Source organism: Pseudomonas sp. Lb2C2, assembly GCF_052112205.1.
In the GTDB taxonomy this organism is placed as follows: Bacteria; Pseudomonadota; Gammaproteobacteria; order Pseudomonadales; family Pseudomonadaceae; genus Aquipseudomonas; species Aquipseudomonas kilonensis.
Genome location: NZ_JAUTYW010000010.1, coordinates 93,794 through 108,337, shown reverse-complemented (window position 1 = coordinate 108,337; position 14,544 = coordinate 93,794). Strand labels below are relative to the sequence as shown.

Below are 14,544 nucleotides of genomic sequence, written 5' to 3'. Positions count from 1 at the left end.
GCTGCTGCGCAGCCCAGCGGGAGCAAGCTCCCTCGCCACAGGGTCAGCTTTTTTTCAGTTTCCTAGGCGTCTTGCGCAGATAAATACGCGAATAGATGCCTACCCGCACTCATTCTCAAGAAATACCCGCCTGCAACCCCTCAACCTATCGTAATCTCGCACCTGTATAAGCCCAGCCCCGCAACCGGCCGAGATCTCACCCCGATGCCCTCCATCTACCAACTCAAGCCCGCCTTTCAAAACCTGCTGCGCCCCATGGTTCAACGCCTCTACAACAACGGTGTCACCGCCAACCAGGTCACGGTGCTCGCCGGCATCGTTTCGGTATTGGTCGGCGCGGTCATCGCCTGGTTTGCCAACCATCCGTGGATCTTCGTCCTGGTGCCGATCTGGATGTTCCTGCGCATGGCGTTGAATGCCGTGGACGGCATGTTGGCGCGTGAGTTTGGCCAGCAATCGCATCTGGGCGCCTACCTCAATGAGCTATGCGATATCATCGCCGACGCTGCCCTGATCCTGCCTTTTGCCCTGTTTGCCGATACCAGTCTGTTGCTCGTGTTGTTGGTCACGCTGTTGGCGTTGTTCAGCGAATACGCCGGCGTGCTGGGGGCGATGGTGGGAGCTTCGCGGCGGTATGACGGGCCGATGGGCAAGAGTGATCGCGCCTTTGTGTTGGGCGTGCTGGCGACCGGCATTGCCCTGGGTTGGCTCGGGGCGCTCTGGGTAGATGGTGTGATGGCGGTGGTTGCCGCCCTGCTGGTTTATACCTTGGTCAATCGGGTCCGTCATGGCCTGGGCCAAGTGAAGGAAAACGCTCCCTCAGCATAAAGGAACTTGCAATGCGCGAAGCCCAGGAACTGACGTTCACTACCTTTGACGGCGTAGAGTTGTTCTACCGGCACTGGCCGGCTGTCGACGCGGCGGTGGGTGAACCCCGCCAGGCTGTGTTGTTGTTTCATCGTGGCCATGAACACTCCGGGCGCATTGCGCACCTGGTGGATGAACTGGACCTGCCCGGGTTCGACTTCTTTGCCTGGGACGCGCGCGGCCATGGCCAGTCGCCTGGCGAACGGGGCGACAGCCCGAGTTTTGCCACCAGTGCGCGGGATGTGCAGACCTTCTGCGATCACATCGGCGCGGCGCATCAGATCGACGAAGCGAACATCGCCGTGGTCGCACAAAGCGTCGGCGCGGTGATCGCGTCCACCTGGGTCCACGACTACGCGCCGCGCATTCGCTCGCTGGTGCTGGCGTCGCCGGCGTTCAAGGTCAAGCTCTACGTACCCTTCGCCCGTCCGGGCCTGGCGCTGATGCGCAAGTTGCGTGGCAATTTCTTCGTCAACAGCTACGTCAAGGCGAAATTCCTCAGCCATGACCCGGAGCGCGTGGCGTCCTACGACAGCGATCCGTTGATCACCAAGGCCATTTCGGTGAACGTGCTGCTGGGCCTGTACGAAGCCGCCGACCGCGTGGTGGCCGATGCCCAGGCGATCCAGGTGCCGACGCAACTGTTGATCTCCGGCTCGGACTTCGTGGTGCACCGCAAACCCCAGGAGCAGTTCTTCGAGCGCCTGGGCAGCCTGCACAAAGAGAAGCACATCCTGCCGGGTTTCTTCCACGACACCCTCGGCGAGAAGAATCGAGCGCCGGCCGTTGCCAGTGCCCGCCGCTTCATCCTGCAGAACTTTGCCCGTCCGCTGGACCGCCCTTCCCTGCTCGACGCCGATCGCCTGGGCGCGACCTGCGCCGAAGCCGAAACCCTGGCCACGCCGCTGCCGCACAACTCGCTGCGCGACCTCTACTGGCGCATGACCCGCGCCAGCATGCGTTTTGGCAGCAAATTGTCGGCCGGGGTGAAGTTGGGCTTCGACACCGGGTTCGACTCCGGCAGCACCCTGGACTACGTCTACCGCAACCGCCCCACCGGCACCTCGGCGCTGGGCAAGATGATCGACCAGAACTACCTGAACTCCATCGGCTGGCGCGGCATTCGCCAGCGCAAGCTGAACGTCGAGGAATTGCTGCGCCTGGCGATGGCCGAGTTGCGCGCCCAAGACCGCGAGGTGCGCATCGTCGACATCGCCGCCGGCCATGGCCGCTACATTCTCGAAGCGCTGCAAGGCGTCAGCCCGTTGCCCGAGTCGATTCTGCTGCGCGACTACAGCGACATCAACGTGCGCGACGGCAGTGCGCTGATCGTGGAAAAAGGCTTGGGCGACATCGCCCGATTCGTCAAAGGCGATGCCTTCGACCGCCAGGATCTGGCGGTGCTGGAGCCGAAACCAACCCTCGCCGTGGTGTCGGGCCTGTACGAGCTGTTTGCCGACAACCAACTGGTCGGTGGTTCCCTCGCTGGCCTGGCCGAAGCCGTGGAGCCTGGCGGTTTCCTGGTCTACACCGGCCAGCCGTGGCACCCGCAACTGGAACTGATCGCCCGCGCCCTCACCAGCCACCGCGCAGGGCAAGCCTGGGTGATGCGTCGGCGTACGCAGGCGGAGATGGATCAATTGGTTGAGGCGGCGGGCTTCCGCAAGATCACCCTACGTGTCGATGAATGGGGCATTTTCAGCGTTTCGCTGGCTCAGCGAGTGCAGTAATGAGCGCCGTCATCGCTCCAGCCCGCGAACCCGCACTGCTGAAACCGGCGGTGCTGTGGCTGCTGTTGCTGGCGCCGCTGTTCTTCACCACTTACGGCTTCGCCACCTGGGTCACGTCCCAGCGTGACGACGTCGGCACGCTGGTGTTCGCCTGGGAAAGCCACATGCCGTTCATGGCCTGGACCATCGTGCCGTACTGGTCGATTGATCTGCTGTACGGCCTGTCCTTGCTGTTGCCCACCAGTCGCGAAGAACTCAAGCGCCACGCCTTGCGCCTGCTCACGGCCCAGGCGATTGCGGTCAGTTGCTTTTTGCTCTGGCCGTTGCGCTTTACCTTCCCCCGCCCGGAAATGGACGGGGTATTTGGTTGGTTGTTCGAAGTGCTGGCGGGTTTCGACAAGCCGTTCAACCAGGCGCCGTCGCTGCACATCGCGTTACTGGTGGTGCTGTGGGTCTGCTATCAGCGGCATCTGCAGGGCTTCTGGCGCTGGGTGATGCACGGTTGGTTCGCGTTGATCGGCGTGTCGGTGCTGACCACGTATCAACATCACTTCATTGACCTGCCCACGGGCGCGCTGGCCGGTTGGCTGTGTGTCTGGCTGTGGCCGCTGGACCGTCCGAGTCCGCTGCTGAGTGCACGTCTGGCGACGGATCCTGCCCGCCGACGCTTGGCCTTGCGTTATGGCTTGGGCGCGGCGGCGCTGTTCATCCCGGCGTTTGCCTTGGGCGGCGCGTGGCTCTGGCTGATCTGGCCGGCGGTCGCGGTGCTCATGGTGGCGTTGAATTACCTGCTGTTCGGTGCCGACGGTTTCCAGAAGCGTGCCGACGGCCGCTTGAGTCCGGCGGCGCGTTGGTTGCTGGCACCTTATCTGGCGGCGGCGTGGATCAATTCGCGTTGGTGGACACGCCAGCATCCGCAGCCGGATCAGGTGGCGGATGGCGTCTGGCTCGGGCGAATCCCCACGCCGATGGAGCTGAAGGACAGCGCGTTTACCGGGGTGCTCGACCTCTGCGCCGAACTGTCCCTGGACAGCACGGGGGTCGCCTATCGCTCATTGCCGGTGCTCGACCTGACCGCACCGACCGCCGAGCAATGCCTGAAAGCGGCAGAGGCCATCGAAAGCCTGCGCCAGCACGGGCCGGTGCTGGTCTGCTGCGCCCTGGGTTATTCACGCAGCGCCACCGCGGTGGTTGCCTGGTTGTTGCACAGTGGGCGGGCAGCGAACGTTGATGCGGCAATCGTGCAAATCCAGCGCGCTCGACCGCGTATCGTCTTGCACGCGGCGCACCGTCGAGCGCTGGAACAGTTATCCACAACGCCGGGAAATGACCATGATCACTGATATGGAACTCCACACCGTGGCAAGTCTGTTGCGCCGAGGGCATTCGCTGGACCAGTTTTCCACCGGGCTGACGCTGCTGGCAGCGCTGGTAGGACTGGGCCAATGGCTGGTGGGCGTCATCGATCCGTGGTTGCTGCTGCTGAGTGCCGCACTGATCGTCTTCGGCGTGCTGGAAAAATACTGGGCGCTGCGCGTGGCATTCGATGCCGATCTGTTTCAGCGCATGGCTGACAGCACCCAATCCCTGGCCGAACGCACCTACACCTTGGACCAGGCCCTCACCTCGCTGGGCCTGCAACCGGCCGAACGCGCCGGCCGTCTCTGGACCGAACGCCGGCACGGTGCGTTGTTGCTGCTGCGTCGGCAGTCGCGGTTGCTGGCCATACAAGTTGTCTTGGTGCTGGGCTTCATCCTGGCCAGTCCCTGGTTAGCCTTTTCAGGATAAGGAATCCTCATGTTCGAACCCGTGGTCGCCAACCTCATCACCTCCGCCGCTCGCATGGTCACGGGCGCTCGCAGCCTGTGGCTCGGCTGCGCGCCGACGCCGGTGCAGCGGATCTACTTCGCCAACCACAGCAGCCACGGTGACTTCGTGTTGCTCTGGGCCTCGCTGCCGCCGGCGCTGCGCAAGCTCACCCGTCCGGTGGCGGGGGCCGATTATTGGCAAACCAGCCCGATGCGTCGCTACATCATCAACCGGGTGTTCAACGGCGTGCTGGTGGACCGTGAGCGCAAGGATCCTTCCTACAGCCCATTGCAGCCGATGCTCGATGCGCTGGAAAACGGCGACTCGCTGATCATCTTTCCGGAAGGCACGCGCAATCCGGAGGAAGGCCTGTTGCCCTTCAAGAGCGGGATCTATCACTTGATGAAAAACCACCCCGAGGTCGAGGTGATCCCGGTGTGGATCGCCAACCTCAACCGCGTCATGCCCAAGGGCCGTGTCCTGCCGCTGCCGCTGTTATGCACCACCAGTTTCGGCGCGCCGCTGTGCATCGAAGAAGGTGAAAGCAAAGAGCAATTTCTTGAACGCAGCCGCGCCGCGCTGCTGGCACTGGCCCCGGAGCACGTCTGACATGGATCGATATACCCTGATGTTGTTTGGCGGGATCGGCGCCATTCTGGTGCTGGCTTCGTTGATCGGTTTCATTCTCAGGCTGCGGACCAAAGGCGCGCCGAACTCGGTTATCGACAACCTCAATGCCCGGATCAATGCCTGGTGGATCATGGTGCTGGTGATCGGCATCGCGTTCTGGCTCGGCAATGCGGCGGTGATCCTGTTGTTCTACGCGGTGTCGTTCTATGCCCTGCGGGAATTCCTCACCCTGACCCCGACCCGGCGCAGTGATTATCCAGCCCTGGTTGCGGCGTTCTACTTGGCGCTACCGCTGCAATACCTGTTGATCTACTACGACTGGTACGGGCTGTTTTCGATCTTTATCCCGGTGTATGTGTTCCTGCTGCTGCCGATCCTGGCGTCCCTGGGCGGCGACAGCACGCACTTCCTGGAGCGCGCTTCCAAGGTCCAATGGGGCTTGATGATTGCGGTGTTCTGCATCTCCTTCGTCCCGGCTCTGCTGACGCTGGACATCGCCGGTTTCGAAGGGCGCAACCTGTTGCTGATCGCGTACCTGGTGATCGTGGTGCAGCTCTCGGATGTGTTGCAGTACGTCTGCGGCAAGCTGTTCGGCAAACACAAGATCGCGCCGAACCTGTCGCCCTCAAAAACCGTGGAAGGGTTTGTCGGCGGCATTTTCCTGGCCTCGCTGATCGGTGGCGCGCTGTGGTGGATCACGCCGTTCAATCCCTGGCAGTCGTTCCTCATCGCCTTGCTGATCAACCTGCTGGGGTTTGCCGGCGGCATCGTCATGTCAGCGATCAAACGCGACCGCGGCGTCAAGGACTGGGGCCACATGATCGAAGGCCACGGCGGCATGCTCGACCGGTTGGATTCGGTGTGCTTCGCGGCGCCGATCTTCTTTCATCTGGTGCGGTACTGGTGGACCTGAAAAAACAGTGGACGGCCTGACTCTGTGGGAGCGAGCTTGCTCGCGATAGGGCCAGGTCAGTCAACATCGATGTTGATTGGTCCACCGCCATCGCGAGCAAGCTCGCTCCCACAGGGGTTTGGGTGTGGAGGGGGTAATCAGTCAAGGATCAGGTGCGGCAGGAACCGGCTGGAATCCTTGGTGATCAGGCTGTTGTCTTCCCGCACGCCAATGCCGGCGGCCTGGTCGCCGATGACCCATGAGCCGATCAGCGTGTAGCTGTCGTCAAAGCGTGGCAGCGGCGCGAATTCCTGGAGGATGAACGGCGCGTCGGTGTAGGGGCCGTCTTCTTTTACGATCAGGCCATCAGCGGTCTGCAGCTCGATGTTGGCGCCTTCCCGGGAAAAGAACGGCTTGCGCACCCAGCCCTTGGGCACCGCTTTGCTGGTGTCGGTATCCAGGTGGGCCGCGAGCAGGTTCGGGTGGCCTTTGTTGAATTCCCACAGCAGCGGCAGGATGCCTTTGTTCGAGATGATGGACTTCCAGGCCGGCTCGAAAAACTGCGTATCACACTGGGCAATCGCTTCACCAAACGGCTCGTGGAAGATGAACTCCCAGGCATGCAGCTTGAACAGGTGCGGAATCCAGCGCTCTTCCAGATCAACAAAACGCCCGTCACTGTTGAGGCCGATGTCTTCGATATCGATGTGCCGCGATTCAATGCCGACTTTTTCCGCGATCAGGCGCAAGTAGTCCGTGGTGCCCTTGTCTTCCACCGAGCCTTTCATCGAGGCGAAATAAAACGGCTCTTTGAGCTGCAACTGGGCAAAGGCCTGGTGCAGCTTGGTGTCGATGCTGTTGAACTGGTCGGCATGGGCCGGCAGCATGCCGCGCTCGATGCATTGCTCCAGCCAACCCCACTGGAACGCCGCCGCCTCGTAGAGGCTGGTCGGTGTGTCGTAGTTGAGCTCCAACAGCTTGGCCGGGCCCGTGCCGTTGTAGGAGAAATCCATGCGCCCATACAGGTGCGGGTGGCCTTCCAGCCATGAAGTGCGCACCTGGTCGAAGAACGGCGCGGGAATGCTCAGGCGCTCCAGCAGTTCTTCGCTCTGGACCACGCGGGCCACGAGGTCCATGCACATCTCATGGATCTCGGTGGTCGGGTCTTCCAGGTCGTCCTCGATCTGCTTGAGGGTGAACTGGTAGTACGCGCTTTCGTCCCAATAGGGTTCGTCGTCGATGGTGTGGAACAGAAAGCCGAGCTGCTCGGCCGTCTGCTTCCAGTCATGACGTTCTGCGCAATGGATCTTCTTCATGGCGCTGGTTCCTCAACCGCCGGAGCTGCTCGAACCGCCCCAACCGCTGCGGGCGCTGGACTTGCTGCCAAAGCCACCGCGAGAGGTGGACGAAGCGACGGACATCGCCTTGCTGCTCTTGATGGAGTCGGTATAGCTGCCGTACCGCGCCTGGTTGGACCGGGTAAAGGTCGAACCGCTGGAAACCCGCTGGCTGAGCGTCGAAGACCCGAAGTTGCCGCGATCATCGCGGTAGCGGTAGACCGGCTCGGAGTAGTAGCTGTTGCGGTTGCCGCTCAACATGTTGCCGATCAGCATGCCAGTCAGCAGGTTGCCGAAGCCTGAACCACCGACGTTCGCTTCCGAGGCCGGCAACTGGGCGCGGGCGGCGTCGACCTGGGATTGCGTAACTTCGCCATCGGCGCTCAGTTCGAAACCACCCAGCTTGGGGATGAACTGGCCGGCCGAATCCTGCTGGCACCAATCCGGAACAAAGTCGGCATCGCAATCGGCCTGGCTGGCGTACGTCGGCGCGATGCGACGATGCTCGCTCATGGCGCTCATGTAGGCGTCGGCGCAAATGTCCACCGGCAGCTTTTCATCGACACATTGCTGGACGGACTGGAAGTTGTACTTCTTCTGCAACTTGTAGGTTTTTTCCGTTGGCCCGCAGCCGGATATCGCCAGGGCGACCGACGCGGCCAGCGAAAGCTGGACGTACTTGCTTCGTTTCATCGGGATCTCCGTGGCGCAATCAGTTGGTGGAAGGCGTCATGCACGCGGCGTTCAACATGCCGACGCTGATGGCCACGGCAGCGATGTAGATACCGGCGGCGATTTCACCGTTCTTGATGCGCGCCGAAGCACCCTTGAGCACCAGGCTGGTCACCAGGAACGCCAGCAACTGAACGACAGCGGCGATCACCGCCCAGACGACGAAGTCCAGCATGCTGATCGAGTAGGCGATCACGTTGCTGGCCGGGATGGCGAAACCGATGACGGCGCCGCCCAGGGCGATGGCCGCGGCCACGTTGCCCGAGCGGATCAGTTCGAATTCCTTGTGCGGCGTGACGCGGGTGTAGATGAACTGGAACAACGCGAACAGCACGGCGGCGCCGAGGATGTACATGACAAAGCCAAGCACGGCGGCTTTGTTCAGGGAAATGGAGAGCGCTTCAAGCATGGACTTCTTCCTTATTCAAAGAGTGTTCAGGTCAGTGGTGTACAGCGAAATACCCAGCGAAGTGCTCAGGCTGACGGTGCCTTCGGCGTCCTCTTCGACGGAGAACAGCAGGAACTCCCGGCGATCCGTCAGGCCGGTGTCGCGGGCGTACAGCATCGAACGGTGCTCGACGCTGTAGGACTCATCCGGGTTGCTCACGCGCTCGCTCATCCCCACCAACTCTGTCTGGCCCGCCTCGGTGCCCCATTCGCGGGTGTACTCGACGCCGTCGTGGGTGTAAGTCGGCAGGCCGATCAGGCTTTCAGGGCCGGCCAGGCGCCGCAATTCCGCTTCGCTGTTGATCGTGACGTAGCTGAGGTAGTTGAACAGGATCACCGACTCGACCTGCCCGGCGATGTCGCCGCTGGTGTGCACTTGCAGCCAGTAGTCTTCGTCGTTCATGTAGCAACGCGACAGCCAGTTCGACTGCCCGAGGTCGACGATGCCCAGGCTCCAGATCTGTTGGGAGCCCGGGATGGCCACGGCGCTGTTGCCGTCGAGCAGCAACTTGAGCGTGGAGTCGAACATGACCTGCTTGCCGGAGGCCAGGCCCAGCGGCCCGGTGACGGGCGCGTTATGGCTGGCTGTCGTGTTCGCGTTCGGGGCCTCAAGCCCCATCAACTGTTTAAACCACCCCATGGGAAATTTCCTTGAGACGCGTGGAGGCGATGTAGAAGAGTTCTCCGCCCACGACGCGGGTGGCGCCGGGCGGGTTGATCGACGGCTGGCGGGCGCCCTGGGCGCGGTAGCCGATCAGCGTAGCGTTGTGCTGCTCTTTCATCCGGGTATAGAGGTCGCCGAACGTCGCTTCAAACGCCTCGGGGAGCTTCATCAGGTACTGGGTGGCGCCTTGGCCGACGCAGAGCAATTCATTGATGACCACGGACGAGCCCGGGTCCTGGGAGGCACGCACCAGCATTTCGATGGCCATGCTGGAGGTGCATTCCAGGCTCGGCGCATAGGCACTGGCGAGGGCGGCGATTTCGCTGTCATTGAAGTGTGCGACCACATGCCCGGCAGGCCCCAATTGATTGACCGCCAGCACGGTGGCCAGGGTCAGGTCGTCGGAATGGGTTCGTACCAGCACGCGTTCGGCACCCGGCACGCCGGCACGCTGCAACAGCGCGACGGAGGACAGGCTGTCGCCCTTGATGAACGAGGTCTTGCCAGGCATGGGGTTTTCTTCGAGATCGCAATCGCAGATGACGATCAGGTTGTCATTGGACGTTTCGTCCTGCAGCAGCAATTCGATGACCCGCTCGCTGGAGGCGCCCTCCCAACCGATGAGAACCGTGTGGCCGACTTTACCGGTGAAATCGCCTTTGCCCTTCATGCCTTTTCTCCGTACATCGATGACGCTGCTGGTGGTTTTGCCGATGACCGTCGTCAACAGGGCAATGCCCCCGAGCATGATCCAGGTCGCCACGAAAATTCGCCCGGCGGATGTCTGTGGCAACAGATCGCCATAGCCGACGGTGAGCGTGGTGGTGAGATAGAAGTAGATAAACGTGGCGGCGGCGATGAGGTGTTGCTCGCCCAACAGCACCAGGCCGATCCAGGCCGTGGACAGGTGCACGCCCAACGCAATGGCCAGGCCCGCCCAGCCGAACCGATGGAAGAAGGACGACGCGTACGTGCGCAACAAAAGGAAAATCGACATTTCGTCCCTGACTCCGTGGGGCTTCGTTCCTGGCGGGATAATCGCTCTGGCGCCTGAGTGCTCGAGCGTAGTGGCCGGACAGCATTAAACCTGTTGCGCGGCTTGGATAAAAGTACCTTGGTGACAATAAATCCGATGAGCAGGCAGGCCAGGCACAGTCCTTGTGGCGAGGGGATTTATCCCCGCTGGGTTGCGAAGCAGCCCTAAAACCTGACACCTCGGTGTGTCAGTCAGGTAGCGTTCGCTGCTTTGGGGCCGCTTCGCAGCCCAGCGGGGATAAATCCCCTCGCCACAGGTTTTGTGCTCGGCCTGCCTTGATTGATCAGGCCGAACCGATCACTCAGCCGATTTTTTCTTCAAGCGTTCCAGGATCGCATTGGCGCTGCCTTCGTTCGGCGTGATGCCGGCATCGCGCAGCTTGCGCTCCAGGTCCGAACCAGTGGAAGCCTCAGCCAGTTCATCCTGAGCTTGCAGCTCAGCGGCACGTTGCTGTTGCTTGGCCTGCAGGCGGTTGAGCGTACCGACAGCGGTTTCCAGCTTGCCATTGGCGCCGCCGCTGGCGATCGAAGCACTGACCTGTGCCTTCTGCACGCTTTCGCGGGCCTTGGCCATGTCCACTTGCTGACGCAGGCTTTTGATCCGGCTTTCGGCCTTGGTGATGTCTTTGCGCATGTTGTCCGCGTAACCACCGAATTCGGTCGCGTGCTTCTGCTCGGCGTCCAGTTCGTTGGTCAGGGTCGAAATGGCTTCGGCCACCTCCAGCGCCAGGTCTTCGCGGTTGGCCTGGATCGCGGCCAGGGCCTTGGCTTCCAGGTCCTTGATCTTGGCGTTGTATTCGCCGACGCGATCGGTCGCCAGTTTGTGCTTGGCCATGATGGTGACCAGCTCACGCTTAGCGTTGGCCAGCGCGCTGTCGGCATCGCGAATTTCCTGGTCGAGGATGCGCAGGGCCTGTTGGTCGACGATCGATTCGCCGACTTCGTTGGCACCGCCACGCAGTGCGGTGAACAACTTGCTCCAGATGGACTGAGTCATTGGATGGTTCCTATTCGGCGAATTAAATGAAGAAGCGTTCGAAGGCTTCGCTGGCGCGCTGGACGTTGTCGACGAGGGTTTTGACCTCGGTGACGACGTTGGTCAGGCTGGAGTCGGAGCTCAACGCACCGAACATGTTGTAGACGACCTGTCCGTTGGGCATGGTCTCGATGCCGATGGACGACAGCGGGAACATCTCCCGGCTGCGCAGCACGGCATCGTTGAAGGCCGCGACGTCGTTGATCGACTCGACGTCCACCAGGACGGTATCGACGATGATCTGGTCGCCCACCACTGCGATGTAGATCGGCAAGCCACCGAAGTCATTCATTTCCAGCTTGATGCTGGACTCGGAGCCTTGGACGAGAGAGAGAGTGATGTCGTTCGCGACCACGTCGTCCAGGGCCTGAAGGGCGCTGTAGAGGCGATCGATGTTCCAGTTATTACCTGCGCTCATGTAATCCTCCGACATGAATGAGCCAGCCAGAATCGGTTGGCGTAGCTGTTTCTCCATTTGCTTGAGCAGGCTTCGGTTTTCGGGAAGCACCCAAGTCTCGTGTTTCACATACCCGGCGGCACTCAGGCCCGCGCGCATCTGCTTCATGTAGAAGCTCGATGGTTTTTTCGCGGAGGGTTTGGCGCGCTCTCCCGTGCGGCTCGTTGAATCGGTTACAGACCCGTCTTGCGGATCTGATGGAGAGCTGGTTGGCATGGTACTGACCCCACTGTGAAAAACTCACGCGTGAGAAACACTACAGGTACTTTCGAAACCTCACAATAGCTCACGCGTGAGATTTTTTTTAGCGACTCATCCTCCCTGTGGGAGCGAGCTTGCTCGCGATGGCGGTGGGTCAGCTTGCATTGATGCTGGATGCAAGACCGTCATCGCGAGCAAGCTCGCTCCCACAGGGGGACGTCCACAGGCTGCAACATCAGTTGTGACTGCTGATGGCGACTTACGGATAGCTAAAGCTTTTGACCAACGTCAGCTCACCCACCGCCCGCATCGGCACGACGAAGGTTTCCATCTTCTCGTTCGGCGTGCCTTCTTCGGTGATCACGGTGACTTGTGCGGTGGTCAGGGCTTGCTGCGCTTGTTCTCCACCGTCCTCGCCGTCTTCCTGATAGCGATAACCGCCACCGTAGTAGTTCACATACACCAGGTACTGGCCTTTGATTGGCGCGGGCATGGCGAAGATTTCCGGGCCGTAGCCGGTGGTGACGTCGACGTCGAGGGCGCCGCCGTTGGCGACGGCACGGTCGCCGTACCAGATGTGGGCGCCGTCGGGCGTGACCAGGTGCAGGTCCAGGTCGGTGCCGTCGCTGTCCCAGGTCAGCAACACCCGCAGCTTGGCCGGTGTGGCACCGCCGCTGGTGTTGAGAAATTGCGTGCGGTGGCGCTGCTGGCCATCGGCGCTGCGCACTTCGACGCTGTTGCTGCCGTTAGGGAACGAGAATGGCCGGTCAAAGCGGCCTTCCCCATCCAGTTTCAGCGGCAGGCTCACACCGTTGACGATCAGCTGGCCCGGCGCGTTGCTGTCCTTGGGTGCGCCTTTGATCTGCCCAGTAATGCGCGCGGTGTTGGCCTGGCCTGGGGGCGTGTTGACCGACGAGGCCGGGTAGTTGACGGTCTGGCTGAAACTTTCGCCTTCACCGCCCGGCGCACCGCTGCGCCAGCCGCCAATCGGAGTGTCGAGCTTGATAGTGTCGGCGGCCATGGCCGAGGGCAACGCGGTCAGGGCGCAGAGCAACAGCAAGACCTGTGGATAACGGAGTGTCATGGTCTATTCCAGCAAGAGGTGACGGGCGAGCCCTTCGATATAGGTTTCATCCTGGCCGTTGGGATGAGCTTCGAAGGCCAGGTGCAGATATTCATGCGTCAGGTCGAGACGATCCTGCAGCGACAGCACGCCGCGCACGTAGATGCGCTGGCGCTCGCGGTCGACATAAGGCCGGCCGAAGGCGACGCGGCAGACGGCGAAAGCGCTGATTTCGTTGTAGCCCACTTCACTTTCCAGCCGCTCACGCCAACCTCGGCGCTGTTTCAGCAGCCAGTCCTGGGCGGCGGGCAGCGCTTCGCAGGATGCCACCGGGTTGTCCCAGCGGCTGAGGCTGGCACGCGGGTAGGCATGCAGCAGGATGGCGTCGTAGCGTTGGCCGGCGTTGGCTTGCTCCACCGCTTGCGCCCAGGACAGTTTGTCCGGGCCAGGCTGGTCGGAGTGGTAGGTGACATCGGTGCCGGCCAGGACCAGGTCGCTGGTCCAGGCGGCAATGGCGCGGGTTTGCGGCGCCGCCGGGCGTGGCGCGACACGCTGGCGATGGCTGCTGTCGTCGATGCTCAGGCAATCACCGTTGCGTTGGGCGTTCTGCAGCAAATAGGTGCGAATCGCCACGGCCAGGGCCTTGGCAGCTTCGGCAGGCTCGGCCTTGGCTTCGCGCTGCAAGACCCGGGCGACGTATTCCTCGCGGTCCAGGCGCGCCACCAGCTTGCCGGGCATCAGGAACAGCTCGCCATCGCTGTGGATGTCCAATTGATTGCCGTTGGTAAATTCGACCCGGTAGTCGCCGCGCAGTTGACCTGGCGAGGCCGGACGGTCACCGGACATCACCCGTTGCAAGGGATAGCGGGCAAACAGGCCGACTTCCACGCAACGCCCGGTTTCCGCCGGCCAGCGTGACGGCAATGCTGCAGCCAACCCTTCGCCGTAGACCTTCAGGACCTGCTGGCTGGTGCCGCGGCCACCGGCCCATACCGGGGTGCCATCGGCCAGCCAACCGGCGAAACCGCCCTGTCGCGATGAAGGCCCCTGATCACCCAGCCAGCTCCAGGTCTTGACCCGCAGGCGACTGCCCAATTCGCCGACCAGTCGCCCGTCGGCCGCGCTGAGTGCCACATCCAGCAGCACCCGTCGGGCCTGCTCCTGGGCCGGCAGCGTGGCCAGGGCCTTGAGCAATTGCGCGACGGGCACTTGCGTCTGGGGTTGCAAGGTCGGCAGATCCAACAACCAGGCCGGCGCCTGACGGGCCTGCCAGTAATCACGCCAGTTCGCGGCCGACAGCCCGAGCCGCTGCGGCTCGAAATACAAGCCGCAGGACTTCACCAGTGCCTGGTCGCGACCGATGCTCTGCCCGGCATTGCAGCAATAGACTTCTTCCTTCGACTCGCCGCGGCACTCATAGACCGGTTCGCGAGCGTCGGTGTCCACCAGCCAGGCGTAGACAAACAGCTTCCACAGGCTGCCCAGTGGCGCCTGCAAAGTGTCGGGCAATGGTTGGCGAGCCAGCACCTGGGTCTGGCTCACTTGCAGCAACTGACCGTCGAAGGCCAGGCGCAACGGCTCGTCCTGCGCTGTTGCCAGCGCAGGGATCAAGCACAGCAGCCACCCAACCAGCAGCCAACGCAT

15 protein-coding genes are annotated in these 14,544 nt (G+C 62.2%); 6 read left to right on the top strand and 9 right to left on the bottom strand.

The window, feature by feature from the left end:
• Positions 1–204: 204 nt before the first annotated feature.
• The 6 genes from Q7F16_RS26595 to Q7F16_RS26570 are packed head-to-tail and all read left to right on the top strand — an operon-like array spanning position 205 to position 5,949.
• Positions 205–828 carry a CDP-alcohol phosphatidyltransferase family protein gene (locus Q7F16_RS26595; protein WP_079302758.1) on the top strand — a complete coding sequence of 208 codons (624 nt, stop codon included), beginning with the start codon at positions 205–207 and terminating at the stop codon, positions 826–828.
• Between the two features lie 11 nt (positions 829–839).
• On the top strand, positions 840–2,597 hold the full coding sequence (locus tag Q7F16_RS26590) for a bifunctional alpha/beta hydrolase/class I SAM-dependent methyltransferase (protein ID WP_409557088.1): 1,758 nt from the start codon (positions 840–842) through the stop codon (positions 2,595–2,597).
• A complete protein-coding gene (locus tag Q7F16_RS26585) occupies positions 2,597–3,940 on the top strand; it encodes a phosphatase PAP2/dual specificity phosphatase family protein (RefSeq protein WP_409557087.1) in 1,344 nt (447 codons plus the stop codon). The genes Q7F16_RS26590 and Q7F16_RS26585 overlap by 1 nt, the downstream gene beginning before the upstream one ends.
• Entirely contained in the window at positions 3,930–4,385 is a 456-nt protein-coding gene (locus Q7F16_RS26580) for a hypothetical protein (RefSeq protein WP_409557086.1), read from the top strand. Before Q7F16_RS26585 ends, Q7F16_RS26580 begins: the two co-directional genes overlap by 11 nt.
• 9 nt (positions 4,386–4,394) lie before the next feature.
• The gene (locus tag Q7F16_RS26575) at positions 4,395–5,015 is read left to right on the top strand and encodes a lysophospholipid acyltransferase family protein (protein WP_046064799.1); all 621 of its coding nucleotides are present in this window, start codon (positions 4,395–4,397) and stop codon (positions 5,013–5,015) included.
• Position 5,016: 1 nt separating this feature from the next.
• Complete coding sequence (locus Q7F16_RS26570) at positions 5,017–5,949, top strand: phosphatidate cytidylyltransferase (RefSeq protein WP_003205974.1); 933 nt, start codon at positions 5,017–5,019, stop codon at positions 5,947–5,949.
• A 137-nt stretch (positions 5,950–6,086) separates the two neighbouring features.
• On the opposite strand, the gene Q7F16_RS26565 is transcribed toward Q7F16_RS26570, so the two are convergent.
• The 9 genes from Q7F16_RS26565 to Q7F16_RS26525 form a co-directional block, all read right to left on the bottom strand.
• Positions 6,087–7,244, bottom strand: coding sequence for a glutathionylspermidine synthase family protein (locus Q7F16_RS26565; protein ID WP_409557085.1), 1,158 nt, complete (start codon positions 7,242–7,244; stop codon positions 6,087–6,089).
• 12 nt (positions 7,245–7,256) lie between these two features.
• Positions 7,257–7,958, bottom strand: coding sequence for a DUF1190 domain-containing protein (locus tag Q7F16_RS26560; RefSeq protein WP_046064801.1), 702 nt, complete (start codon positions 7,956–7,958; stop codon positions 7,257–7,259).
• Between the two features lie 19 nt (positions 7,959–7,977).
• Positions 7,978–8,406 carry a DUF350 domain-containing protein gene (locus Q7F16_RS26555; protein WP_014340424.1) on the bottom strand — a complete coding sequence of 143 codons (429 nt, stop codon included), beginning with the start codon at positions 8,404–8,406 and terminating at the stop codon, positions 7,978–7,980.
• 15 nt (positions 8,407–8,421) lie between these two features.
• Entirely contained in the window at positions 8,422–9,084 is a 663-nt protein-coding gene (locus Q7F16_RS26550) for a DUF2491 family protein (RefSeq protein WP_046064803.1), read from the bottom strand.
• Positions 9,071–10,105, bottom strand: coding sequence for an ion channel (locus Q7F16_RS26545; protein WP_409557084.1), 1,035 nt, complete (start codon positions 10,103–10,105; stop codon positions 9,071–9,073). The genes Q7F16_RS26550 and Q7F16_RS26545 overlap by 14 nt, the downstream gene beginning before the upstream one ends.
• Before the next feature lie 336 nt (positions 10,106–10,441).
• Positions 10,442–11,140: a PspA/IM30 family protein gene (locus Q7F16_RS26540; RefSeq protein WP_003185899.1), complete on the bottom strand. Its 699-nt coding sequence runs from the start codon at positions 11,138–11,140 to the stop codon at positions 10,442–10,444.
• A gap of 22 nt (positions 11,141–11,162) precedes the next feature.
• Complete coding sequence (locus Q7F16_RS26535) at positions 11,163–11,744, bottom strand: YjfI family protein (RefSeq protein ID WP_095963446.1); 582 nt, start codon at positions 11,742–11,744, stop codon at positions 11,163–11,165.
• 352 nt (positions 11,745–12,096) lie between these two features.
• Entirely contained in the window at positions 12,097–12,921 is an 825-nt protein-coding gene (locus Q7F16_RS26530; protein WP_095963445.1) for a YfaP family protein, read from the bottom strand.
• A gap of 3 nt (positions 12,922–12,924) precedes the next feature.
• On the bottom strand, positions 12,925–14,544 hold the full coding sequence (locus Q7F16_RS26525) for a DUF2300 domain-containing protein (RefSeq protein ID WP_409557083.1): 1,620 nt from the start codon (positions 14,542–14,544) through the stop codon (positions 12,925–12,927).